Raw genomic sequence first — 23,992 nt, 5'->3', positions numbered from 1 at the left:
AGGAACCCGTGCCGAACCAGATCGACGCGCCGCCGCAGGTGTTGTTCGTGTGCGTGCACAACGCGGGCCGCTCCCAGATGGCCGCCGCCTTCCTGACCCACCTGGCCGGCGATCGGGTACGCGTGCGTTCGGCCGGTTCCGCGCCCGCCGATCAGGTGAACCCGGCCGTGGTGGAGGCGATGGCAGAGCGTGGCATCGACATCTCCGCCGAAATTCCCAAAGTGCTCACGGTCGATGCCGTCCAGGCCAGCGACGTCGTGATCACCATGGGTTGCGGCGACGCCTGCCCGATCTTTCCCGGCAAGCGCTACGAGGACTGGGTGCTGGTCGACCCGGCCGGCCAGGGCGTCGAAGCCGTGCGCCCGATCCGCGACGCGATCGAGGCCCGCGTACGTGCGCTGATCTCTGACCTCACCTCCACTGCCGCGGACACGGCGACCAGGTGAGCGTGGACGGGACGGCCCTCGGGCCGGTCATCGAGTCCATGCGTGCCACTCATGCCGATCAGGTTCTGGCCGTCTACCGGCTCGGCATCGACGAAGGCCAGGCCACCTTCGAGACCACCGCCCCGACCTGGCCCCAGTTCGACGCATCCAAGCTGCCCGACCACCGCCACGTCGCCCTCGGCACCCTCGACGGCACGCCTGATCGGCTACTCGGCTGGATCGCCGCATCGACCGTTTCGGCCCGCAGCGCCTACGCCGGGGTGGTCGAGCATTCGGTCTACGTGCACCCCGGTGCCCGCCGCCGTGGCGTCGGCCTGGCGCTGCTGCGGGCACTGATCGCCTCCACGGAGGCCGCGGGCATCTGGACGATCCAGTCCGGCATCTTCCCCGAAAACACCGCCAGCCTGACCCTGCACGCTCGCGCCGGTTTCCGGGTGATCGGCATCCGCGAACGCATCGGCCGCCACCACGGGATCTGGCGGGACGTCCTACTGATTGAACGTCGCAGCCCCATCGTCACCTGACCTCGCTACCGGGTCCGGCCGCAGTTCGAGGCTTCCCCGACGTCGGGGTCTCATCTGGGAGCCGGAAAGGGGGCCGACTTGGATGGGGTCGGCCCTTCGCGTTTACTGCCTGAAGGAGGGCGCAGTGGCGATGGATCGAATCTTCGGCGATCAGTGAACCTGTGCCGTGGTTGGCCGACGTCCCTGCCTCAGTCTCCGATCTCTGATCACCGCAAGCACAAGGAGATGAGTCAACAGGCCAATACCCAGGATCAGTCCAGCGACCTGAAACGCAGGCGTCGTGAGCTCACCGGACAGGGACTTGAAGGTCAAGGCAAACCCCAGCCAGAGCTGAGACCCGCCCCCGAGGCGTGCTCGAACCCAGGGAATGCTCCGCAGAACAGCCGCCGCCGAGATGACAAAAGCAAAGATCAGGAAGAACGCGGCAAGGTCGTGGGGAGGATTCATCAGCAACAGCGCCATCCCGCCCACGAGACCCACCGCTGATACTGCGACCACGATCACGCGCTGCGGCACGGTCAGAGCGTCAAACCACGACCTCTTCTGATCAACTGGCTCCACGGGCTCACTGTCCCACAAGTGGCCATAAGCGACCACCCGCGTCCCGACACCACCTTGCCAGGGAATCCTTAGACGTCCAAAAGCCCCTCGCGATCACGCGGGGGGCTTTTGGCCTGGAGCCGCCTTGGGGCTTCGAACCCCAGACCCTTCATTACGAGCAAAATCAAGGACTTGCTCATCCTCCCCCGCCGAGGAGGTGACCTGCCTTTTGCCGTCCGTCAGAGTCCGTGGACGTCCATGATCGAACTTCCTCGTTGTCACCCACTTCGTCACCCAGTCGGGTTGGCAAGACCTTCGGGTGCCAGGGACAAAGACGCGGCTCAGCGCGGCTTTGCCGACCCGATCGGTCCCAGGCCGCATGCCTGGTGGGCGACAGGCTCACGGCTGGGTGACGGCGCCCTGCGCCACCGCCCCTTGATCCCTTGAGATCCATTCGGCAGGGCGCTGGACGCCGTTTGGCCTCATTCCTTCAGTTCGGTCTTGGCGGCGAACAGAGTTCCCCGTTCCGTGCCCTGCCCCCGGCGAATGTTCAGGCCCTCCTTGCGGAAGCTGATCCATCCTTCACCGTCAGTCAGTCCCCGCACGATTCTGGTTTTCACGATGTCGTGAGTCGCATAACCGACGTCCAGATGAGTCAGGTGGCTGTCGTCCTTCCGGTGGACTTTGAGCCCCTCCACGGGGAAGGTGATCCATCCGTCGTCGGTGCTTCTTCCCTGCACCCATTCGGTGTTGATGCCGTTGAGATCGGCCTTGTCGGCGTGCACGGTTCCCCAGGCGTGCCCGGCTCCCTTACGCACGTCCAGCCCGTCCTTGGAGAAGCCGATCCATCCGTCGTCGGTGCTTCTTCCCTGTACCCATTCGGTGTTGATGCCGTTGAGATCGGCCTTGTCGGCGTGGACGGTTCCCCATGCCCCGCTTCCGTTGCGGACGTCGAGCCCGTCCTTGGGGAAGGTGATCTTCCCGTCGTCGGCGCTCCTCCCCTGCACCCACCCGGTGTTCACACCGTTGAGATCGGCCCTGTCGGCAGTCACGGTCCCCCGCCCACCAGAGTTGTCCGAGATCTCCACCCCTGTACCGGTGAAGGTGACGCGCCCCTTCTTTCCGTCCGCCGCCCCCTGGACCCAGGGCGTGTCAATGCCGGTGGTGGCGGTGAGCGTTTCCAGGACGGGGAAGCGCACTTGGACGGTGGTGGTGAGGAAGTGCTGCTTCTGGGTGACGGGGTCGGTGGCGACGAGCGTGTAGGTGGTGGCCCGCTTCGGCGCGTCGGGCGGGGTCCAGGTACGCCCGTCCGAGGAAATGTCCTTCTGCCCGCCGGGGAACAGGATCTTGTAGTCGAATTCGGGGGACCCCTCCCAGCTCAGCGTGAGGTTTTCGCCGACGCCCACCATGCCCTTGTCCGGGTGGAAGTCACGCGGCGCCGGAATCTCCTTCGGAGCGGTCTTGACCAGTGCCACCGACGTGTAGCGGGTGTGCTCCCCGTCATCGTCTTCGGTCTTCTCTCTCACCGTCAGCACGGCCGGCCCGGCGGTGGCGGCAATGGTGACGTTCTCCATCGTCAGCACCAGGTAGTCGCCGGGTTTGAAAGAAGCTACACCCCCGCTCTTGGGGGTGACTTCAAAGACGTTGGTGTCCCGCTGCGGGTCGACCTTCACCTCCTGGGTTATCGCCTGGGTTCCCCACCGGTTGTCGGTGTACTTGCCCTTCATCTCCGGGAGGTTCGGGGTGAGGTCGCCAACGCCGTCGCCGACGGGCACCCTCACCTCGATCCTGGACCAATCCGTCCTCCTTGCGGTGTTGGTGATGACCAGGTACACCGTCCCTGTGGATTTGGACCTCCGTCCGGCCGCTGACGCCTCCACGGACGCCGGGTCGGTGAAGACGGTGTAGGTCAATGCGGTCATGATCACGACTCCTTTTTGGAGGACGGCACAGGCCGATGAGCCGCCCGCCCCGAGCGCACCGGGGGCAGGACAGGCAGCGACGCTGGGACACATTCGAAACCCCCCGCTTGGAGATACGCCCCAGAAGATCGCCCTTTAGATCCAAACGTGCGCATTGGAGCGCGACAATAGAATGCAAGGCGGCCATAGCAGGGCGATTCAGCAATACCTTCAGCGTCTTGACAAGCATTCGGTCCATGCGCCACTGGCGCGCCGCGAAATGCCTGCCAAGCCGTGCGCCTGCGCGAGTGTCCCGGTTGCCGTCAGGATGGATGGCGTAAAGCCGGAACCCCGCCTCTCTTACGAAATACGGGCCGTCCTCGATGCTCAGGCCATGTGGCTGTGACTCCCCGAGAAGCCGCTCATGCGCACAGGCCTCTGGTCTTTTCCCGAGGACTGGGGCACGCTCTTCCCACCGGCCAGGCCGCCAGCCCGTTCACCGCTGCACTCGCCGAGCTGCTCGCCCTTCAGTCAACCAGTTACACATACGATTAGCGACGACGGCCCGGCCACCAACGCCAAGCTGCACAGCCCTGAGGGTGGCATTGATAGGCGGGGATCGGGTCTGGCCCACCAGCCCGAGAACGCTGGATAAGCACAGGTGAGAGGCGTATCCGTTGGATCCTGCGCCATTACTACCGGGACCCCTAGAAGCTCACGTAGGTGGGCACCCCAGCGATTGCCGGTCTAGTCGCTGTCCTGGGCGATGAACTCGGCGTAACCGTCCGCGTCCCAATTGAAATCGGACTTGGGCTTGTGGTCATGGATCTCCATCTCAAACAGCCAGCCCTCGCCGTAGGGGTCCCTGATGAGTAGCTCCGGAGTGTTGGCGAGCTCGGTGTTGACGGCGACGACTTTCGCCTCGACTGGTGCGCAGAAATCGCTCCAATCCTCGTCAGGAGCAGCATCCCCGTCCTCCCACTCCTCGTCAGAATCAGCATCCCCCTCCTGACTCCAACTGACCCGACCGAAGTCGTCACCCAACTCGACGTAGCTACCTACCTCAGGCAACTGCACCCGCAGCCCTCTGTCGGGGATCTGACCAATGAAGAAGGTGGTGAAGCCGACCCTCACCCGGTCGCCAGGCGTGTCCAGCTTCCTGTTGCGCTTGAACCACTCCCCGTTGCCCCACATGTGCAGCTCACCGGCGTACAGGCGATCCTGGGGGTACTCGCTCACTTCTTCCTCCCGTAGAAAGGCAAACCGAACTCTTCTGATCTTCACCGGCGGCGGCCATAGTGTCGAGGCCCCCGGACGGAGCGGTGCTGGACGACCGCCTTGGCGACCCTGTAGCGGGAGTAGGTCGCCCACCCGCGTAACATCCGGTTCAGACTCGTGATCGCTCGCCTGGCGGGCCGTCCCTTCCGAGCGGCCCGCCGGCGCCAAAACCTGCTGCAACCCCGGGGGCCCCTAGGGTGTTACAGCCTGCCTTCCGCGCGCAGCGCGCTCAGAAAGGCGTGCGAAGCACCATCGACTGGTCGGAGCATAGTTCGCTTGCCTGGGATCGCAGCTTGAGAGCGGCTGTTGAGGTCCCTGTCTTGGACTGCGTTAGTACTGGTCGCAGCACGTTCAGGGACGGCAGGGACACTGACGGCCGAGTCGCGTGTGCCCCATCTAGGGGCCCATGGGCTTCATGCCATGAAGCTCCAGCACCTGCCCGACGGCCGGCGTGCGCGGGTTTCGAGCCCGGCTTGGCGCAGTCGACCGGGCTCGGCCCGGGTCTGGGCCACCCTTGAGCGCCCGGACGTGCGAGCTGTCGATCACCGCCTTGGACCAGTCGAGCTGACCGGCGGCCTGCAATTCGGCGAGCAACACCTGGTGCAGCCGGTCCCAGACACCGACCGCGTGCCAGTCGCGCAGCCGCCGCCAGCAGGTCATCCCTGACCGGCGCACGCGCCGAGGAGCTTCGGGCGCTGCAAGGGGATGCCTTGGTCTGACAGCTCCGAGTAGCGAGACAGCACTTTGTTCTCACCGAAGAGGTCACTCACGGACGCCTCCCCCTCTTCGACGAAGACACCGTCCTGGTGATCAGCGAATGGGAGTAGCAGGCAAGGGCTACTCCGCTGGCGATCAACTCCTCGCCGCGGCCCTCACAGGAACACCGTCGCCGACGGCCCAGGACACCGTAGGGAGCCGCCCATGACCCGGCTCCTACTCACCCGCCGAAGCCCTGTCCATCTCCCGCAGCAAGCTCTACCAACTGATCGCCTCCGGCGCGGTCGATTCCATCCGCATCGACGGCGCCCGCCGCATCCCCGTCTCGGCCCTCACTGACTACATCGCCGCATGACCAAGACTCTCGTCGGCGCATCGGACGAGCAACCGCGTAAGAAGGCGCCCAAACTACGCGACGGCGTCATAAAGCGCGGAACCACCTGGGCTTACGTGATCAGAGTCCGAGACCCTGAGACAGGAGAGAGCAAGCCCCGATGGGTAGGCGGCTTCGCCACCGAGGACGACGCCAAGACCGCCCGCGATGAAGCCCGCGTCAACGCCCGACGCGGTGAGTACGTCGATCGCAACGAAATCACGGTCGCCGACTACCTGGACATGTGGATCGAAGATCACGCTATGGAGATCAAGCCCGGCACCTTGGAGGACTACCGGATCGGCATCCGCCTCTACGTCAAGCCGTACATCGGCAAGATGCGCCTCCAAGCGGTCCGCCCGTCCACGATCACCAAGCTCTACCGCGATCTTCTGATCACGGACCGCAAGAACGGCAAGCCGCTCAAGGTATCAACGGTCACCCACACCCATGCGATTCTCCGCCGCGCCTTCCGCGACGCCGTACTCGTCCACGAGTACATCAGCAGCTCACCCGTCGAGAAGGCGAAGCGCCCGCGGGCGGGCATCGACGCACCTGGAACGATCTGGACGCCCGCTCAGCTCCGTATCTTCCTCGGCCTGGCCCGCTCACACCGCCTCTACGCCTTCTTCCACTTGGCCACCTACACCGGTGCCCGTCGCGGCGAACTGCTCAACCTCCGCTGGAGGGACATCGACCTCGAAGGCAAGCGCATCACCATCAAGGGCTCCGTGGGCGTCGTGGAGGGTCAGCGTGTCGAAGGCACCACGAAGAGCGGGAGAACTCGCGTGATGAGCATCGACGCCACCACGGCGACCGTGCTCCGCGAGCACCAGAAGGCCCAAGAAGCCGAGAAGGCCCGCGTCGGCAACTCCTGGAAGGGCACCGACGACACCGTGTTCACGACGGCCTGGGGCGGCTCTATCTACCCCACGACCGTCACGGGCCTGCCGCGCAAGCTCATAGAGGCCCATAACAAGTCCACCACCGACCCACTACCGATGATCCGCCTGCACGACCTACGCCACGTAGACGCGACCCTGCTGCTCCTGGCCGGCGTCCCCGTACACGTCGTCGCGGCCCGCCTCGGCCACGCCGACCCCGCGATCACCCTCCGCGTCTACGCCCACGTGATCCGCTCCGCAGAAACCGCCGCCGCCGACATCTTCGCCAAATCTCTGGACGACACCTTGTAGGACGTTTCCGATTCAGAGGCCCCTTGATCACCAAGGGGCCTCCGGCGCGTAGGGGGGTTGTGGTTCGGAGGGCAGCCGCTGCATCAGATCGTCAGCCGCCGCGAAGGATCAAAGGCGCATAATGGGAACTGGCTGACATTCGTCACCGTTACCCCCTTGTCGCCATGTGAATCATGGACCTCAGCGGAGGCATGCTTGCTCGCGGAGCTCGGAGACCTACTACTTGACTTATTGACTGCCCTCGGGACTCTCACCATTGAAGCCCTTGAGTTCTTGGGCAAACTGTTCATGTACAGCCTGGATCTGCCTCTTGGGCTCGGGCGTCTCCCCACGTGGGTAGTTATTCTTGGCGCAGCCGCCATCGGTGTTGGGCTGGCTTGGCTCACAGACCGCCCGATGGCGGATCGCGTCAACATTGTCATGGCCATCGTGACGGTTGCTGGCCTTGGATTTGGGGTCTGGCAATGGCGCTCGCAGGTTGATCGAGACGAGTTGCGCCGTCACGCGGACTTCGTCAGCCGCGTTGCCGTGGTGACGTACGCCGTTCCGGAGGGGTTGCGGGTAACAGTTCGTAATGCCAACTCCGCCATGGCAAGTGTCGTCTTCTTGTCGCTGGCGCGTGGCACACGCGCGCCTGAGAACTGGGAGATCAACGTTGAGCCGTGTACACAGCGCTCATTCACTGTCACACCACGTGCGACCTGGAAACCGATTGTGCGAAAGGGCGGCAAGGACTGGTCGACTGGCGCCGACCCCGCCGAGATCTCGTTCGCGTCGCTCCAGGACACCTACGGCATCAAGGACGCCAATGGTGTGAGCCAGGTTCTAATCGGTGGAGCTGCCAGCCTGAGCGAACCTGTGAGCGACTGCGCGTAGGCGCCGCTTGCGCATGTCACGGACAACAGCACCTCGAGGCCCAAAAGGGCCCAGTGGGCGACCCTGATAGCTGTTAGCAGAGGTGTTAGCAAAAAGCCCTCCCGGACGATCCGGAAGGGCTTTTGACCTGGAGCCGCCTTGGGGATTCGAACCCCAGACCCCTTCATTACGAGTGAAGTGCTCTGGCCGACTGAGCTAAGGCGGCGTGCTCTGCGACTTGCAAGAGTCTACAGGAGCCGGAGGGGTCCTCGCTCCCCTCGATCACGCCTCGGCCGGATCCCCGTACGTCGAGTCGTACGCCTTGCGCGGCGCGCACACACTGGCCTTCGAGCAGGCGCAGCGCCGCCCCCCGTCGTTGAGGCGCACCACCACGGAGTCCGACGGAACGTTGTGGCCGACCACGACACCAGGCCCCTGCGGGGTCTCCACGTTCGCCCCCGCCCGCGGGGCAGAGGCGCGGAACTCCTGGTAGAGCGGGTGTTCGTACTTCAGGCAGCACATGAGCCGGCCGCACGCCCCAGCGATCCGCAGTGGATTGACCGGAAGGTCCTGGTCCTTGGCCATGCGTACCGAGACCGGCTCGAAGTCCTTCAGGAACGTGGCACAACACAGGTCGCGGCCGCAGGGCCCGATGCCGCCCTGCAGCCGCGCCTCGTCCCTCGGCCCGATCTGCCGCAGCTCGACCCTGGCCCGCAGGTTGCGGGCCAGGTCGCGGACCAGGGCGCGGAAGTCGACCCGGTGCGGTGCCGAGAAGTAGACCGTGTAGACGTTGTCCTCGTCGAGGTAGTCGATCCCGACCACCTTCATCGGCAGCGTGTGCCGCTTGATCAGCCGTTTCGACACGCTGCGGGCCTCGGCCCTGCGGCGCTTGTTGGTCTCGTCGCGAGCCAGGTGCTCCTCGCCAGCCAGGCCCGCGCACAGGGGCAGGCCGTCGACGTCCTCGCTCGTGTACTGGGGCGCCCAGACGCACTCCGCCACCTCGGGGCCCGAGTCGGTCGGCACGAGCACCTTGTCGCCCACTTTCGGGCTGTGCTCGCCGGGATCGAGGTAGTAGAGCCTTCCGTAACGGGTGAAGCTCACGGCCATGATCATTCCCATGGGCTCGAGCTCGCCTCCTGACGCCTAGGGGTCGTACGACCTTCCCTGCCACATTACGTGTGTCAGCCCGCCGTGGGAGAGGGGCCAGGGTCCGGATGTTCGCGGGATCGCTTGTCCATCGGGCACACCTTGCTCTCGGGCAGGATCAACCCGTAGCGGTCGATCAGGCGGCTCCTGTCGTCCGCGCATCCTTGGTAGATGACCTGGCTCACCCCTGGTTCCTGCCTCAACCTGCTGACGACCTTGCTCCAGTCGGCCTCAGGCAGCAGCACCACTCTGAACGATTGGGGCATGTCGCTGACTTTTGTGGCGTCGAGCAGCGCCTTGTTGTCCTTGTACAAGCGGCGGAAGTTCTCGTAGGCCTCCTCCTGGTCCTCGAAGAACACGTCCTTGACGCCGGGCATCGAGAGGATCAGCTTCTGGATGGCCTTCATCTGCTCGAGCGTGACGCCCCTCCCCCCCTTCGTGACAGTGAAGCTGCCTTTGCCGTCAGACTTACGCTCAGCGCCGCACGACGTCATGCCCGACGAGGGAGAACAGAGGAAGACGCTCACATCGAATTTGCTCACCGGAGTGGCGTCATCGGATGCCGATTCCTGAACGTTCAAAACCCCTTGCACCCCGCGCAGCGCCTCCTTCACGCGGAGTGGATCGACACCCTTTGTGAGGGTCAACCGCAACGAATCGGGGATGTCGTCGACGTCTACAGCGGCCAGCAGCGCCTTGTTGTGCGCGAAATCGCGCCGGAAGTCGGCGTACACAGTGCTCTTGTCCGCGTAGATGATCTCTCTGACCCCCGGCACCTGCTTCAGCTTCGCCACGATCTCCTGCGTCTCCTCCTCACTGACGGCGCCCTGGCACGACGTCTGCTCCCGGTCCGACTTCGCGCACAGGAAGACCATCACCTTCCGCTCGGTAGGCGGCGGATCCGCCGCCACCGCGCGGTTCTCGTCACCCGGACCGCTCAGCAGCCCGACAGTGGTCGCCGCCCCCGCGAGCACCACGGTCGCCGCCACCGCCACCAGCCGGAAATCCACCCTGAACCGCCGCCGCTCCGACGCCCGCAACGGCCTGAGCGTGGCGGCGTCCACCGTCGCCCCAGCCTCGGCGAGGGCCTCCCGCAGCCTGTCTTCCATGGCGCTGTTCATGAATCCTCCCCAAGTGCCCGGCCGAGGGCGGCCAGCCCCCGCGCGATCGTGGACCTGACCGTGCTGGCGCCGATCCCCATGGTGTCGGCGATCTCCTGGTCGGACAGGTCGAGGTAGTAGCGAAGAGTGAGCGCCTCCCGCTGCCTGCGCGGCAGCTCACGCAGGGCGAGCAGCACCCCGCGCCGCTCCTCGCCCATGAGCGCGGCGCTCTCCGCCGACCAGACGGGCGGTTCGTACGGCACCGCCCGCCGGAACACGGTCGCCCGCCTGCGCAGCACCGACCGGCACCCGTTGAGCACCGCGGAACGGACATAGGCCAGCGCCTTGTCGGCGTCGCGCAACCTGCCGCGCCCGGCATGGGTGCGCGCGAACGCCTCCTGTACGACGTCTTCCGCGGTCGCCTGATCGCCGACCATGATCAGGGCAAGCCGCACGAGGCCCACGTGGTGCTCGGCGAAGATCGACGCCACGTCTATTCGCTGCCGCGCCCGGGCCTCTTGTTGGGTGAGTAGTTCGACTTCCACGTATCAGAGACGCCCGTCAGCCCCATCTGCTGCTCGCGTCACCCGACGGGGTTCACTGACGCGGCGCGCAGACCTTGCTGTCGGGCAGGTCACGACGCCCGTACTCCACGATCAGTTTGAGCTGGGCGCCCACACATCTGTCATTGAGCACCTGGCTCACCCCTGGCAGCCGCGCCAGCCTGCGGCTCGCGGCGTTCCAGTCGGCCTCGGGCCGCATTCTCAGCCGGTACGACTCGGGCATGTCCGACACCTTGACGGCGTTCACGAGCGCCTGGTTGCCGGCGTAGGTCTCGGCGAAGTTCCGGTACGCCGTCGCCTGGTCCTCGAAGACGTACTCCTCGACCCCCGGTGTCCGCTCGATCTCCGCGACGATGGCCTTCTTCTCCTTGAGCGTCGCGGCCCTCCCCTTCGCCTTGCCGCGACCGGACAGGCAGGGCGACATGAGGGAGTCCTTCCCGCAGAGGAAGACGGACATGTTCCAGGCCGGCGACCCGGCCTCCTGCTCATCGGCAGAGAGCTCGGCCTGGTCGATGGCGTCGCTCACGCCGGGCCGCCGCACAGCCGCGTCTCGTACGCGATCCCGGTCGGCCCCCTTCTTCACCCGCAGGCGGAACGACTCCGGCAGATCCTTCGCCCGTACGGCCTTCAGCAGCGTCCTGTTGCCGGCGAAGTCCCGCCGGAAGCTCTCGTACGCGCTCGCCCGATCGACGAACCGGACCCCGCTCAGCTCCGGCCTGGACTCCAGGAACGTCCTGAGCGCCTGCTTCTGCTTCGCCGTGGCACCGCGCCTGTGGCACCCGTACGTGGTCGGAGTGCACAGGAAGACGGCGATCTCCCACTCGTCGCTCGTGCTGACCTCCGGGGCGGTCACCGGGTCCGCCGCGGCCGGCGTGCCCACGAGGACCGACATCCCGGCCAGCAGCATGGCGATCAACGACCGTAAGCCCGAGGGTGCCTCGTCAGCCACTGCCACTCCTCATCCCCGCCCAACGCCCCATGATCACGAGTCAGGAACGCAGCGACAGCATCATCGCCTCTACGGCCATCTGCGGGTTGACGTTCGCCGCCAGCCGCTCCCTGCACTGCATGATCGCATCGATCCGGCGCAGCGTCTCCTCGGGCGTGGCCACCTTGGCCAGCTGGTCGAGGTCGAAGCGGAGATCGTCGTTGGCCAGCTCGACCCCGGCCCCGAACTGCATGGCCAGCACGTCCCGGTAGAACGACACCAGCTCCAGCAGCGCCGCGTCCAGCGAGTCGCGCTTGATCCGCGTGGCCCGCGACTTCTGCCGGTCCTCCAGCTCCTTCAGTGCCCCGGCCCCGCCGCGTACGAGCCCTCGGTTGAGCCCCTTGCCCGTGGATCCCTCGCCGTAGAGCTTGCGCAGCTCGGCGGTCTCGTTCTCGTTGAGCGCGGCCGTGGCCGCGGCGGCCTCCTCCTCGGCCGTCTTGACCAGCCGCTCGGCGGCCGAGACGCACTCCCCCACCCCGGTCAGCGAGCGCGGGATGCCCAGGACGGCCTCACGACGCCGCCTGACGCCCTCGTCGAGCGCCAGCGCCCGCGCCCTGCCGATGTGCCCCTGAGCGGCCTTGGCGGCGAACCTGGCCACGTCCGGCGGCACGCTGTCGCGCGTGGCCAGCACATGGGCGACGGCCTCCGTGGCCGGGGTGGTCAGGTTGACCACCCGGCAGCGCGACCTGATGGTGATCATGAGGTCGTCGGGAGCGGGCGCGCACAGCAGCCAGACCGTACGTGGCGGGGGCTCCTCGATGGCCTTGAGCAGGGCGTTGGCGGCGGACTCCGTGGCCCGGTCGGCGTCCTCGAACAGGATGACCCGCCACCGCCCCTGCGTCGGCGCCCCGGCCGCCCGCAGGATGAGCTCGCGGGTCTGCTTGACGCTGTAGGACAGGCCCTGGGGGCGTACGGACTCCAGGTCGGGGTGGGAGCCGATGAACACCTGGTGGCACTGGTCGCAGTGGCCGCACCCGCCGTCGGGGCAGAGCAGCGCGGCGGCGAAAGCGCGGGCGGCGTCCTCCCGGCCCGAGCCCGGCGGCCCGGTGAACAGCCACGCGTGCGTCATGCCCGCGCCGCGCCCGCCCCTGACGACCTCTCCGGCCGCCGCCGCGGCCCGCGACAGCACGGCCACCGCCTGGTCCTGCCCGACGAGGTCATCGAAAACTGCCACGACGTAAGGCTAACCGCCGACGGCAGTCCCCACGCCCGTACGCGACTCTCGCCGACGCGCCCGCCCCGAAAGAAGACCCCGAAAGAACCCGGGCGACATCCGCCATCTCCCGGGGCTCCGCCCACGCGAAGAGGTCTAGTCGCGGATGGTGGGCATCGTCCAGTCGCCGCGGATGGCGGGCATCGTGCCCGTGGCGTCCTCGGACTCCTGCGGCACCGGGTCCGGCAGGATGTCGCGGATCCGGTCCTGGATCTGGCGGGTGATCACCTCGGGCTCCAGCGTGCCGTCCACCACCAGGTAACGCTCGGGCGCCGCCGCGGCCAGTGCCCGGAACTCCCTGCGTACCCGCTCGTGGAAGTCCAGCGGCTCCGACTCGATCCGGTCGGCGGCCCCGCCCAGCCGGGTCAGCCCCACCTGCGGCGGGGTGTCGATGAGCACCGTCAGGTGCGGCACCAGCCCGCCGGTGGCCCAAGCGTTGATCTTGGACACGTCCTTCGGGTCGAGCGCCCGCCCGGCCCCCTGGTAGGCCAGCGAGGAGTCCACGTAGCGGTCGGTGATCACGAGCGAGCCCCGGTAGAGCGCTGGACGGATCACCTTCTCCACGTGCTCGGCCCGGTCGGCGGCGTAGAGCAGGGCCTCGGAGCGCGCCGACAGCCCGCGCTCGGCCGCGTCGAGCAGGATCGCCCGCAGCCGCATGCCGACCTTGGTCGAGCCCGGCTCACGCGTCTGCACCACGTCGTAGCCCTGGTCACGCAGCCAGATGGCGATCAGCCGCGACTGGGTCGTCTTGCCCGACCCCTCGCCGCCCTCGAACGCCACGAACAGCCCGGGCACCGCCTCGGCCGCCTCAGCCGGGAACCGCTCGCCGCGCACCGCCGCGATCAGGTCGCCGGACAGCGAGACGCCCTTCCTGTCATCCATGTGCCGCAGCGCGAGGACGCCCACGACCATGGCGAGCACCCCGCCGATGACCAGCACCAGGTTGGAGCCGTCGAACCGGTAGGCGATCGTGCCGAACCGCAGCCAGTGGACGTCGAAGATCGCCGCCAGCGGGTTGGCCACGGCGACCACCAGGAGCAGGGTCACCCGCGCCGTGGACTGCAGGAACGAGAACGTACGGCCCCGCAGCCCGTCCTCGACCTCGAGCCCGATCAGCGTGTAGCCGATGATCCACGCGATGCCCGCGCACGCCCCCAGCAGCACGGTCAGCATGACCACGATCACCAGGTTGTGCACCAGCGCGGTGGCCACCAGCACGAGCCCCGCCACGGTGATGGCCAGGCCGAACAGCCGCCGCCGCGACAGCTCGCGCAGCAGCCTGAGGCCGAAGAACATGCCCAGCGCCATGCCGACGAAGACCGCGCCGAACACGACACCGTAGGCCGCGTCTCCGCCGCCGAGCGCCTGGACGTAGATTTTGGCGACGCCGACCACGGCCCCGCCCGCGGCGAAGGCCCCCAGCATGCCGATGATCAGCCCGCGCACCAGCCGGTTGCCGCCCACGAACCGCCAGCCCTCGACGATCTGCTTGAGCACGGAGGGCGTGGAGATGGCGCCGTCGCGCTTGGGGATGTCGCGCAGCGTGAAGATCAGGACGGCCGAGACGAGGTAGGCGCAGGCGTTGACGACCAGCGCGAGCGACGTGGCGTCCTGGCCGGCCATGGACGGCACCATGCTCGTGATCACACCGCCCACCACGGACAGCGCCGCGAACAGCAGGGCCGCGACCGGCGCGGTGCCGTACGTGACCAGCAGGTTGAGCCGGTTGGCCGACTCGAGCTGATCCTTGCGTACCAGGTTGGGCACCGTGGCGTCCTTGGCGGGAACCCAGAACAGGTTGACGCACTCGACCAGGACGGTCGCGACGATCACCCACTGGTAGCTGCGGACGAACGGGATCGACAGCACCACGGCGAACCTGAGCAGGTCGGCCACGACCATCATCAGCCGCCGGTCGAACCGGTCGGCGAACACCCCCGCGAGCGGCCCGAGCAGCACGGCGGGCAGCATCTTGGCGATGAACACCCCGCCGACCGCCAGCGACTGCAGACGGTAGTCGTTCTGCGTGAGATTACCGGCCAGGGCGGTCAGCGCCAGGATGTTGAGCCAGTCGCCCAGGCTGCACACCGACATGGCCATCCACAGCCGTCGAAACGGCGCATTGGCCAGCACGTGGGCCGGGCGGCTTCGACCAGGGGCAGTCATGATTTCAGCGTATCCAGGAAGTGGGAGGACAACAGACCAGCCGGATATTCCCGGCCGACTCGGGGCTGAGGGTATTACGTTCGCGGGCCAGCGTGCAGGGTGCAGACCTCGAATAGGCCCCCAAAAGCATCATCAATTCATAACTCCGGCCTCAAGTCGGGCCTCTTCCACCAACGGCCCCCACTCCGCGCGGATCTCCTCGGGCAGCTCCAGCTCGCCCCACAGCTCCACGAGCAGCACCCCGTCCACGTGATCGAGCAGCTCCTGAGGCTCGCCCTCGCACAGCAGCACGGTGTACGCGGCCCGGCGCGCCTCCCGGTCGGCCAAGTCGTAGACCCGCTCCCGCAGTCGCACGACGCCCAGCGCCGCCCCGACCGGCAGCCGCCGCAACCGGCTCGGCACGTGGAACGTCCGACCGTCGCCCGCGCGGGCCGCGAACTCGACCTTGGCCTCGAGCGCCAGCCGGAAGCCGGCCGCGTCGAGAATGCGCCCCGCGGTCTCCAATGTCGGTGACTTCCTGCCGTGCTCGTAGGCCGACAGCGTGGTCCTCGACGTGCCGCTCACGCTGGCCAGGACGCGCTGGTTCATGCTCGCCGCATGGCGGGCCTGCTTGAACAGCTGCCCGCCGCGCTCGGCCCAGAAGGCGGCGTGCGCCGCCTCCATAGGCGAGGAGACCATCCCCCACCTCCGATCAGTATCCGGTTGGATACTCTACGCCATCATGACCGCAGGTGACCAGTGGATCGCGGAAAGTCAGCGCAACTCAAGCAGAGTGATCTCGGGCGGCGCCCCGACGCGCACCGGCGGGCCCCAGAACCCGGCGCCCCTGGTGACGTACACCTGCACCCCGTCGACCGTGGCCAGGCCGGAGACCACGGGCTGCTGTAGGCCCACCACCAGGTTGAACGGCGCGATCTGCCCGCCGTGCGTGTGGCCGGACAGCTGCAGGTCGACGCCGTGGCGAGCGGCCTGGCCGACCTGGACCGGCTGGTGCGCCAGCAGCACCGTGGACCGGCCGGCGTCCCGGCCGCCCAGCGCCTTGTCGAAGTCGGGCCCGTCGCCCGCCGAGGCGCCGTTGAGGTCGTTGACCCCGGCGAGGTCCAGCACGGCGCCCTGGTGCCTGATCTCCACGCGCTCGTTCCGCAGCGAGCGCACGCCGAGCTGATCGAGCTCCTCGATCCACTCCAGGGGCCCGCTGGGAGCGAAGTATTCGTGGTTGCCGGTCACGAAATATGCCCCGTAACGGGACTCCAAGCTCTTCAGCGGCTGAGCCAGCGGCCCCAACTGGGCCACCGACCCGTCCACCAGGTCGCCCACGATCGCCACCACATCGGCCTCCAGGCCGTTGATCATGCGGACGATCCGCTCGGTGTGCCCCCTGCCCGTGAGCGGCCCCAGGTGGATGTCGCTCACCACGGCGAACCGCAGGCCGCTGAGCCGTGAGTCCAGCTTCGGCAGGGCCACCTTCACGCGTTCGATCACGGGGTCGCCCAGGGCGCTCGTCATGCCGTACCCGACCGTGCCGAGCGCTCCCACGCCCGCGATGGCGGCGGTGGTCCGCCCCAGGAAGAGCCTCCTGCTGATCGGGGCCACCACGGGAGCGGGCTCGGGGGGCGCCGGGGCGCCCGCCATGGCGGGCACGGGCACCGGCGCCGCCTCGCGCGTCACGGCCTTCCGCGAGGACCTGCGCAGGACGAGCGCGGCCACCGCCCGCGGCACCTCCAGCACCACGAGGAAGACGATCAGGTAGAACATCAGCGCCAGCCAGACGTAGCCCGGCCAGGCCAGCCAGTGCCCGAAGTCCATCCGCGTGGCCGCGAACGTGGCCACGACGAGCACCGTCAGCCCCACCACACCCCACGTCAGCGCCTTGCGCAGCCGCCCGGGAGCCGTGGTGGAACGGACCATCCGCTGCCACAGATAAAGGTGTGCCAGCAGGATCAGGCCCGCGAAGAACAAGACGATCACAGCGTCGATGCTACTTGCGGGGCCGCGTCCTGCGGCCCCGCCAACCTCGCGGCTCGCCTTACGACTTGGCCGCCGGCTTCTTCGCGGGAGCCTTCTTCGCCGGCGCCTTCCTCGTGGTCGTCTTCTTGGCCGCCGGCGCCCGCTCGCGCCGCTCGGCCAGCAGCTCGGCCGCCCGCTCGGTCGTGATGTCCTCGACCGTGTCGTCCTTGCGCAGCGACGCGTTCGTCTCGCCGTCGGTCACGTAAGGCCCGAACCGCCCCTCCTTCACCACAATGGGCTTCTTGGAGTGGGGGTCGGCGCCCAGTTCGCGCAGCGGCGCCGCCGCCGCGGCCCGCCGGCCGCGCTGCTTCGGCTGCGCGAACAGCTCCTTGGCCTGCTCGATCGTGACCGTCAGCAGGTCTTCTTCCGAGGCCAGCGAGCGCGAGTCGGTGCCCTTCTTCAGGTACGGGCCGAACTTGCCGTTGGAGGCCACGACCTCCTCGCCCTCCAGCTCACCCACGAGCCTGGGGATCGACAGCAGCTTGAGCGCGTCCTCGAACGTGATCGTGTCCAGCGACATCGTCTTGAACAGCGACGACGTGCGCGGCTTGGGCGCGTCGGCCTTCTTCGTCCGCCTCTTGGGCGCCTCGTCCTCGGGCGGCTCGGGCAGGACCTCCGTCACGTACGGGCCGTAGCGGCCGTCCTTGGCCACGATCATGTTCCCGGACACCGGGTCGCGCCCGAGCTCCCGGTCGCCCGTCGGCCTGGAGAACAGCTCCTCGGCCTTCTCCGCCGTCAGCTCGTCGGGCGTCATGTCCTCGGGCACGTTGACCCGCGCGCCGTCCCTGTCGAGGTAGGGCCCGTAGCGCCCGACCCGCAGCACGATGTCCGTGCCCTTGACCGGGAACGAGCTGATCTCCTTGGCGTCGATGTCACCGAGGTCGGTGACCATCTCCTTCAGCCCCTCGTCGCCGTCGGAGCCGTAGTAGAAGCGCTGCAGCTCCGGCACCCGCTCGGCCCGGTCGTTGGCGATGTCGTCGAGGACCTTCTCCATCTCGGCCGTGAAGTCGTAGTCGACCAGGTTGCCGAAATGCTGCTCCAGCAGGTTGACCACGGCGAACGCCAGGAACGACGGCACCAGCGCCGTGCCCTTCTTGAACACGTAGCCGCGGTCGAGGATGGTCCCGATGATCGAGGCGTACGTCGAAGGCCGCCCGATCTCGCGGTCCTCCAGCTCCTTGACCAGCGACGCCTCGGTGTAACGCGCGGGCGGCTTGGTCGAGTGGCCCGCCACGTCGAGCCTGGTGACGCTGAGCGCGTCGCCCTCCGCCAGGTTCGGCAGCCGCTTCTCGGAGTCGTCGCGGTCGGTCGAGGGGTCGTCGGCCCCCTCCACGTACGCCTTGAGGAACCCGTAGAACGTGATCGTCCGCCCGGACGCGCTGAACTCGACGTCCTCGCCCGACGACGACCTGCCGCCCACCTTGACCGTGACCGACTCGCCGACCGCGTCCTTCATCTGCGAGGACACCGTGCGCTGCCAGATCAGCTCGTACAGCCGGAACATGTCGCCCGACAGCCCGGTCTCGCCCGGCGTGCGGAACTCCTCGCCCGAGGGCCGGATCGCCTCGTGCGCCTCCTGCGCGCTCTTCACCTTGCTGCTGTAGACGCGCGGCTTGTCGGGCACGTACGCGGCCCCGTACAGCTTGATCGCCTGGGACCTGGCGGCCGCCACGGCGGTCTCCGACAGCGTGATGCTGTCGGTACGCATGTAGGTGATGAAGCCGTTCTCGTAGAGCCGCTGCGCCACCTGCATGGTGTACTTCGCGGAGAAGCCCAGCTTACGGCTGGCCTCCTGCTGCAGCGTGGTCGTCCGGAACGGCGCGTACGGCTTGCGCGTGTACGGCTTGCGCTCCACGGACTTGACCGCGAACGACGCGCCCGTCAGCCGCTCGGCCAGCTCGCCCGCGGCCTCCTCGGACAGGTGGAGCACGTCGACGTTCTTGAGCCGCCCGGTGCTGGCGAAGTCGCGGCCCTGCGCCACCCGCTTGCCGTCGACCCCCGTGAGGGTCGCGGTGAAGTCACGCGGCCGCTCCTCGGGCTTGTTCGTGTCGAAGAGCGCCTGCAGGTCCCAGTAGTGGGCGGGCGTGAACGCCATGCGCTCCCGCTCGCGCTCCACCACGAGCCTCGTCGCCACCGACTGCACGCGGCCGGCCGACAGGCGGGGCTTGACCTTCTTCCACAGGACCGGGCTGACCTCGTAGCCGTAGAGGCGGTCGAGGATGCGCCGGGTCTCCTGGGCGTCGACCAGGCGCAGGTTGAGATCGCGCGGGTTGGCCACGGCGTCCTGGATGGCCTGCGGGGTGATCTCGTGGAACACCATGCGGTGGACCGGGACCTTGGGCTTGAGGACCTCGCGCAGGTGCCAGGCGATGGCCTCGCCCTCGCGGTCCTCGTCAGTGGCCAGATAGAGCTCGTCGGCGTCCTTCAGCAGCTGCCGCAGCTTGTTGACCTGCGACCGCTTGTCCGGGTTGACGACGTACAGCGGCTCGAACTCGTGCTCGACATTGACCCCGAGGCGGGCCCATGGGGCTCCCTTGTACTTCTCGGGGATGTCGTCGGCCCTCTCCGGAAGGTCACGGATGTGGCCGATGCTCGATTCGACGATGTAGCCGCGCCCGAGGTACCCGGCGATCGTCTTCGCCTTCGCGGGCGACTCGACGATCACCAGGCGTGTTCCGCCGGCGCTGCCGTTCTTGGCTGGCACGCTGCTTCCTACCTCGCTGTTCGCTTTGCAAATCCCCCTGCCGGGAGTCGGTACAGACTGAAAGGTAACCCGACTCGCGGAAATTTCCTTCCCCCGGGCTACCCACTAGCTTCCGGGTCCACCCACAAGCACGCAGAATAAGCCCCATCGAGCGGCATGGCGCCCTGACTCACCCTGGAGACTAATCGTTGTGCTCGACTACTCCTACATGGATATCTTCATTCCACGCGATCTCACTCGTGAAGCAGCACGTCAGCTGCTGACCGAACACGCAGAGTACGGGCAGTGGGAGCTGGCCCGCGTACGCGTCTACCCCGACGGTAGCCGCCACGTACGGCTGCGTCGCAAGGTCATGCGGGTACGCAGCACGCTGTGAACCCCGGACATGGCTTTGCCCGCCCCGGGCCGCGCCCCCGGAACGGGCAAAGCGTCTAACGCTGACCGCTCACAGGCTGTGAGCGGTAGCCGTCCTTGTTACGTGCTGCCTGATTCCCTTACTTCCGGCCGATCCGGAACCGGCGAGCGGTCCCGAACAGCGTCGCCGAGGCGGCGAACATCGCGCCGATCATGAGGGCGAGCAGGGAGCTGGAGTTCATCCCCCCGAGGCCGGCGGGCTGCTCGGCGCTCATCAGGCCGCTGACCGGAAGGCCGCGGGTGGCCGAGGTGACGGCGCCGCCGACCGGGGTGCCGGCCACGAGACCGGTCGCCGGGTCGAGCACGGACACGGCGCCGCTCGAGGAGGCGGGGCGCCCGGCGCCGTCGACCTGGCCGGCCGCGTGCTTCTTCTTCGGCTGGGCCGGGGTCTGCGCCTGGCCGGGCAGGCCGGGCAGCTCGGGCAGGCTCGGCAGGCCGAACGTCTGGGCGGCGTCCTCGACCAGCGGCACCGAGGTCAGGCCCGTACCCGTGACCTCCTGCAGCTTGCCGGTCACGCCCAGTTGCTGGGGAACCCCGGCCAGGTCGTTGCCCTTCTGGGTGGCGCCGGCGAGGTCCTGCACGCCGCCCAGGACCGGGACGGCGGGCAGCATGGGCAGCAGCCCGCCCTTGGAGCCCTTGCCGGCCGTCCGCTCGACGCCGCCGCGGACGTATCCGTGCCCGTACTCGGGCCTGCCGACGTTCGCCCCACCGAGGCACCCGGCCGCGGCGTCGCCGAGGACGGCCGCAGCGTTGCCGCAGACGTTGATGGGAGCGGCGATCGGCGCGATGATCTGGTTGCCCGCGAGCACCCCGGCGCGGCCGGAGGTGTGGTTGCCGCCGCCGCCGGTGCGGTCGACCTTGGCCCCGCCCTTGCAGTGGGCCCTGGAGGCGCCGAGCACGGCGGCCGCGTTGCCGCAGATGTTGATCGGGGCGGTGATCGGCGCGATGACCTGGTTGCCGCTCAGCACGCCGGCCCGGCCGGAGGTGTGGTTGCCACCGGCGCCGGTGCCGCCGTTCTTCACGCGGGCGCCGCCCTTGCAGCCGGCGAACGCGTGCCCGACCAGGGCCACCGCGTTCCCGCAGACGTTGATGGGCGCGCTGATCGGCGCCACCACCTGGTTGCCGCTGAGGACGCCCGCCTGGCCGGAGGTGACGTTGCCGCCCGCCCCGGACCCGCGGCGGGTGTTCTCGACCTTGGAGCCGCCCTCGCACCTGGCGGCGGCGTTGCCCACGGCGTTGCCGCAGACGTTGACGGGCACGCTGATCGGGGCGATCACCTGGTTGCCGCTGCCGACCCCGAAGCGCCCGTCGGTGTCGTTGCCCGAGGAGCCCACGGGGCCGCGGGGGCCGTGGTAGCCGTGCCGGTGGCCGCCGCCGTTGGTGACGGTCGAGCCGCCCTTGCAGCCCGCGAACGCCCGGCCGACGACGGCGACGGCGTTGCCGCAGATGTTCACCGGCGCGGAGATCGGCGCGACGACCTGGTTGCCGCCCAGCACGCTGGCGTTGCCCGAGGTGCGGTTGCCGCCCGCGCCCACTCCGGTGTTGTGGACGCTGGAGCCGCCCTTGCAGCCCGCCGTCGCGCTGCCGAAGATCGCGACCGCGTTGCCGCAGACGTTGATCGGCGCGGAGATCGGCGCGGTGATCTGGTTGCCGCCGAGCACGCTGGCGTCGCCGGAGGTACGGTTACCGCCCGCGCCGCCCTTGCCCTGGTTGCGAACGGTGGCACCGCCCTTGCAGCCCGCGTCGGACCTGCCGATCAGCGAGACGGCGTTGCCACAGGCGTTGACCGGGGCGCTGATGGGCGCGTTCACCTGGTTGCCGCCGAGCACGCTCGCGTTGCCCGAGGTGCGGTTGCCCGGGATGCCGCCCTTGTTGACGACCTCGGCGCCGCCCTGCGAGGAGGCAGAGGAGCTGCCGACCGCGCCGACGGAGTTGCCGCTGATGTCGATGGGCAGGGAGATCGGCAGGTCGACCTGGTTGCCGCCGCCGACGGACGCGTCGCCCGAGGTGTCGGCCAGGGCGGTGCCGCCGCCGAACGACATGACGGCAACGGCGAGCAGAGCCGCGGGAGTAGATGCCTTTGCCCACGTACGCATGATGAATGCTCCTAGTGGTTCTTCTTGGGGGGATAACTTCTTGGGGGATAACTTCTTGGGGGATAACTTCTTGGGGGATAGCTTCTTGGGGGATAACGGAACGGTTCGCGGGCAGCCCGAGGCCGTGCGAGGTTTCGCGCACAGCGGAGACCTCGGGTTCGCGAACAGCTGAACTGACGTGTTTGTGCACCCGCCGGCGGAGAGGCGTCTCAGACCGCGCTCAACCGCGTTACTTCGGAAAGGGGCCGGTCAACGAAAGGACCGGCAGCTGCAAGGCGGGTCAGTCAGGCGAGAAGGAGGGGTCGTCCGCCGCTGTGCGGACGACGGGGGCAGGCACCCGCGCCACGAGGGCGCGCAGCACCTGCAGCCGCGGGTCGAACACAGACCTCGCGACGTCCCCCGCAGCGGCCCCGAACGAGCCGCTGCCACCGCCGTTGGGCACCAAGCCATTGGTGTCCAGGATCTTTCCGGCGGTGGATGGCGATGGCAGGCCAGGATCCTGCTGGCTGTTGAGCCCGTCGACCGTACGCCCGGCCATGGCCTCGGCGTTGTCATCGGGGCTGGTGAGGGAGTGAGGCACCTGAGCGGACGCGGCTCCGTCCACGGTCTGCGCGGCCGTGGTCTTCGCTTGCGCGTCCGCCGTAGGAGTCGCCACTTCGGCCGCCGCCGGGGCGGCGGTGAGCATGCCGAAGATGACGGCGAACAGCCATCCGGCGGCTACCAGGGCGCCGACAGTGACTGCCCGCACGACGAGCCGCCGGGCACCGGCCGCGAACCGCGCCATCCGGTCAACCCGAACGGTGGTCACGTCATGCGCCGGGACGGTCACGGGCAGGCGATGCACACCGAGGGCCACAGCCCTCCGCCGCACCACCATGCGCGCCACGTGACCTCCCGCACTCCAGAACCGGCCTCATTTGTCGTGAGGCCGGTCCATGGACTCACCCCTCAACGGTCCGTAACCGTAGCAGCACTCAAGGTGGCCGCAAGAGCTTTTCAACGGAGACCCAGAAATTCGCCAACTCCCCATGGGCCAAACCGCCACCAACTGCCGCAACACCCTCTGGCGTACGTCAGCAAGGCCCCATCAGGAGCTCCCGCCCGCCCCATATTCCGGCCGGCGGAGACGCCTCGGAGGGGCGAGCTGATTCTTGGTATGACGCACCCCTCAGAGTTTGCTAACCTTACTGAGCCGACGCGAGATGACGGTCTAGCGTGCAGGCACCAAGTCCGGGTGGCGGAATAGGCAGACGCGCTAGCTTGAGGTGCTAGTGCCCAGTGATGGGCATGGGGGTTCAAGTCCCCCCTCGGACACACTTTGGTACATGATCGCCCAAGCTCGGCTTGGGCGATCACTGTGTTTCGGGCCGGTTCATAGGTCAGGCGCAGACCGAGCTCTCCGTACACTTCGGCCTTGTCCTGCGGATCCGCAGTACGAAGTGCCCTTCGCATGTCTCCGATCGTGGTCACCATCTCGGCTATCTCCTCTTCGGTGAGTCGTTTCGGGATCTTGCTCGTCACCTTGTCCAGGCGCATCTGCTCGACCTTCCGCTTCGCCTCTGTCTCGACGATCCAGCCGGCGACCACAGCCGGATCGCTCCCCGCATCGACGAGGGCGCGGTAGGAGGTCAGCTTTCGCTCACACTCGGCCACGGCCTGGCGGACCGTTTCGAGTTCTGCCAGGCGGTGGTCGTCGGTGAGCTGGGCGCCGGACATCGTGCGGATCGTGTCCGGCAGGTGTGCGGGATCGAAGATCGTGGCCAAC

Annotated in this window: 20 protein-coding genes, 2 tRNA genes and 2 pseudogenes; 7 read left to right on the top strand and 17 right to left on the bottom strand. The window is 68.0% G+C overall.

From position 1 onward, the window contains the following. Positions 1 to 20 precede the first annotated feature (20 nt). Complete coding sequence (locus tag ABZX61_RS11030) at positions 21 to 446, top strand: arsenate reductase ArsC (RefSeq protein ID WP_355194063.1); 426 nt, start codon at positions 21 to 23, stop codon at positions 444 to 446. 2 nt (positions 447 to 448) lie between these two features. Continuing rightward, a complete protein-coding gene (locus ABZX61_RS11025; RefSeq protein ID WP_355193492.1) occupies positions 449 to 970 on the top strand; it encodes an N-acetyltransferase family protein in 522 nt (173 codons plus the stop codon). Between the two features lie 150 nt (positions 971 to 1,120). Here ABZX61_RS11025 and ABZX61_RS11020 read toward each other — a convergent pair whose 3' ends face one another. From ABZX61_RS11020 to ABZX61_RS11000, 5 genes and pseudogenes are all read right to left on the bottom strand, one after another. Beyond that, positions 1,121 to 1,531, bottom strand: coding sequence for a hypothetical protein (locus ABZX61_RS11020; protein ID WP_350723842.1), 411 nt, complete (start codon positions 1,529 to 1,531; stop codon positions 1,121 to 1,123). Positions 1,532 to 1,992: 461 nt separating this feature from the next. Further along, entirely contained in the window at positions 1,993 to 3,432 is a 1,440-nt protein-coding gene (locus tag ABZX61_RS11015) for a hypothetical protein (protein WP_355193490.1), read from the bottom strand. Positions 3,433 to 4,158: 726 nt separating this feature from the next. Further along, positions 4,159 to 4,695: a hypothetical protein gene (locus tag ABZX61_RS11010; RefSeq protein ID WP_355193488.1), complete on the bottom strand. Its 537-nt coding sequence runs from the start codon at positions 4,693 to 4,695 to the stop codon at positions 4,159 to 4,161. Next, positions 4,692 to 4,829: pseudogene (locus ABZX61_RS11005) on the bottom strand (hypothetical protein); the annotation flags it as partial. The pseudogene ABZX61_RS11005 and the gene ABZX61_RS11010, both read right to left, overlap by 4 nt. 320 nt (positions 4,830 to 5,149) lie before the next feature. After that, positions 5,150 to 5,355, bottom strand: a pseudogene (locus tag ABZX61_RS11000) (IS5/IS1182 family transposase); the annotation flags it as partial. A gap of 286 nt (positions 5,356 to 5,641) precedes the next feature. Between ABZX61_RS11000 and ABZX61_RS10995 the strand changes: the two are divergent. The 3 genes from ABZX61_RS10995 (at position 5,642) to ABZX61_RS10985 (ending at position 7,851) form a co-directional block, all read left to right on the top strand. Beyond that, the gene (locus tag ABZX61_RS10995) at positions 5,642 to 5,761 is read left to right on the top strand and encodes a hypothetical protein (protein ID WP_355194061.1); all 120 of its coding nucleotides are present in this window, start codon (positions 5,642 to 5,644) and stop codon (positions 5,759 to 5,761) included. A 95-nt stretch (positions 5,762 to 5,856) separates the two neighbouring features. Continuing rightward, complete coding sequence (locus ABZX61_RS10990) at positions 5,857 to 6,975, top strand: site-specific integrase (protein WP_355193486.1); 1,119 nt, start codon at positions 5,857 to 5,859, stop codon at positions 6,973 to 6,975. 195 nt (positions 6,976 to 7,170) lie between these two features. Further along, positions 7,171 to 7,851: a hypothetical protein gene (locus ABZX61_RS10985; RefSeq protein ID WP_355193484.1), complete on the top strand. Its 681-nt coding sequence runs from the start codon at positions 7,171 to 7,173 to the stop codon at positions 7,849 to 7,851. Between the two features lie 128 nt (positions 7,852 to 7,979). On the opposite strand, the gene ABZX61_RS10980 is transcribed toward ABZX61_RS10985, so the two are convergent. The 10 genes from ABZX61_RS10980 to topA all read right to left on the bottom strand — a co-directional run bounded on the left by ABZX61_RS10980 (position 7,980) and on the right by topA (position 19,717). Next, positions 7,980 to 8,056, bottom strand: a tRNA-Thr gene (locus ABZX61_RS10980). Between the two features lie 56 nt (positions 8,057 to 8,112). Further along, positions 8,113 to 8,943 (bottom strand): regulatory iron-sulfur-containing complex subunit RicT, encoded by an 831-nt coding sequence (ricT, locus tag ABZX61_RS10975; RefSeq protein WP_350724339.1) that lies wholly within the window; start codon positions 8,941 to 8,943, stop codon positions 8,113 to 8,115. A gap of 68 nt (positions 8,944 to 9,011) precedes the next feature. After that, entirely contained in the window at positions 9,012 to 10,097 is a 1,086-nt protein-coding gene (locus tag ABZX61_RS10970; protein WP_355193482.1) for a permease-like cell division protein FtsX, read from the bottom strand. After that, positions 10,094 to 10,567 carry a SigE family RNA polymerase sigma factor gene (locus tag ABZX61_RS10965; RefSeq protein ID WP_350723851.1) on the bottom strand — a complete coding sequence of 158 codons (474 nt, stop codon included), beginning with the start codon at positions 10,565 to 10,567 and terminating at the stop codon, positions 10,094 to 10,096. Before ABZX61_RS10965 ends, ABZX61_RS10970 begins: the two co-directional genes overlap by 4 nt. Positions 10,568 to 10,673: 106 nt before the next feature. Further along, positions 10,674 to 11,588: a permease-like cell division protein FtsX gene (locus tag ABZX61_RS10960; RefSeq protein ID WP_355193480.1), complete on the bottom strand. Its 915-nt coding sequence runs from the start codon at positions 11,586 to 11,588 to the stop codon at positions 10,674 to 10,676. Positions 11,589 to 11,628: 40 nt separating this feature from the next. Then, positions 11,629 to 12,801, bottom strand: a complete 1,173-nt coding sequence (locus ABZX61_RS10955) for a DNA polymerase III subunit delta' (protein WP_355193478.1) — start codon at positions 12,799 to 12,801, stop codon at positions 11,629 to 11,631. Between the two features lie 135 nt (positions 12,802 to 12,936). Then, positions 12,937 to 15,006, bottom strand: a complete 2,070-nt coding sequence (gene tmk / locus ABZX61_RS10950; protein ID WP_355193476.1) for a dTMP kinase — start codon at positions 15,004 to 15,006, stop codon at positions 12,937 to 12,939. Between the two features lie 132 nt (positions 15,007 to 15,138). Beyond that, on the bottom strand, positions 15,139 to 15,684 hold the full coding sequence (locus ABZX61_RS10945; protein ID WP_350723860.1) for a helix-turn-helix domain-containing protein: 546 nt from the start codon (positions 15,682 to 15,684) through the stop codon (positions 15,139 to 15,141). A 75-nt stretch (positions 15,685 to 15,759) separates the two neighbouring features. Then, positions 15,760 to 16,974: a metallophosphoesterase gene (locus ABZX61_RS10940; protein WP_350723862.1), complete on the bottom strand. Its 1,215-nt coding sequence runs from the start codon at positions 16,972 to 16,974 to the stop codon at positions 15,760 to 15,762. Between the two features lie 58 nt (positions 16,975 to 17,032). Continuing rightward, positions 17,033 to 19,717 (bottom strand): type I DNA topoisomerase, encoded by a 2,685-nt coding sequence (topA, locus tag ABZX61_RS10935; RefSeq protein ID WP_355193474.1) that lies wholly within the window; start codon positions 19,715 to 19,717, stop codon positions 17,033 to 17,035. A 190-nt stretch (positions 19,718 to 19,907) separates the two neighbouring features. Here topA and ABZX61_RS10930 point away from each other — a divergent pair, with 190 nt between their 5' ends. Beyond that, on the top strand, positions 19,908 to 20,093 hold the full coding sequence (locus ABZX61_RS10930) for a DUF5703 family protein (protein ID WP_192788874.1): 186 nt from the start codon (positions 19,908 to 19,910) through the stop codon (positions 20,091 to 20,093). 118 nt (positions 20,094 to 20,211) lie between these two features. On the opposite strand, the gene ABZX61_RS10925 is transcribed toward ABZX61_RS10930, so the two are convergent. Together ABZX61_RS10925 and ABZX61_RS10920 are read right to left on the bottom strand one after the other, a co-directional pair. Beyond that, the gene (locus tag ABZX61_RS10925) at positions 20,212 to 22,227 is read right to left on the bottom strand and encodes a chaplin (RefSeq protein WP_355193472.1); all 2,016 of its coding nucleotides are present in this window, start codon (positions 22,225 to 22,227) and stop codon (positions 20,212 to 20,214) included. Between the two features lie 280 nt (positions 22,228 to 22,507). Beyond that, entirely contained in the window at positions 22,508 to 23,104 is a 597-nt protein-coding gene (locus tag ABZX61_RS10920; RefSeq protein WP_355194059.1) for a hypothetical protein, read from the bottom strand. A gap of 351 nt (positions 23,105 to 23,455) precedes the next feature. Here ABZX61_RS10920 and ABZX61_RS10915 point away from each other — a divergent pair. Beyond that, positions 23,456 to 23,541 (top strand) — tRNA-Leu (locus ABZX61_RS10915). Positions 23,542 to 23,992 lie beyond the last annotated feature (451 nt).

This window comes from Nonomuraea sp. NPDC003709 (genome assembly GCF_040610775.1).
GTDB classification, from domain to species: domain Bacteria; phylum Actinomycetota; class Actinomycetes; order Streptosporangiales; family Streptosporangiaceae; genus Nonomuraea; species Nonomuraea angiospora_A.
The sequence above is the reverse complement of the archived record's forward strand: the minus strand, read 5'-3'. Positions and strand labels throughout refer to the sequence as shown.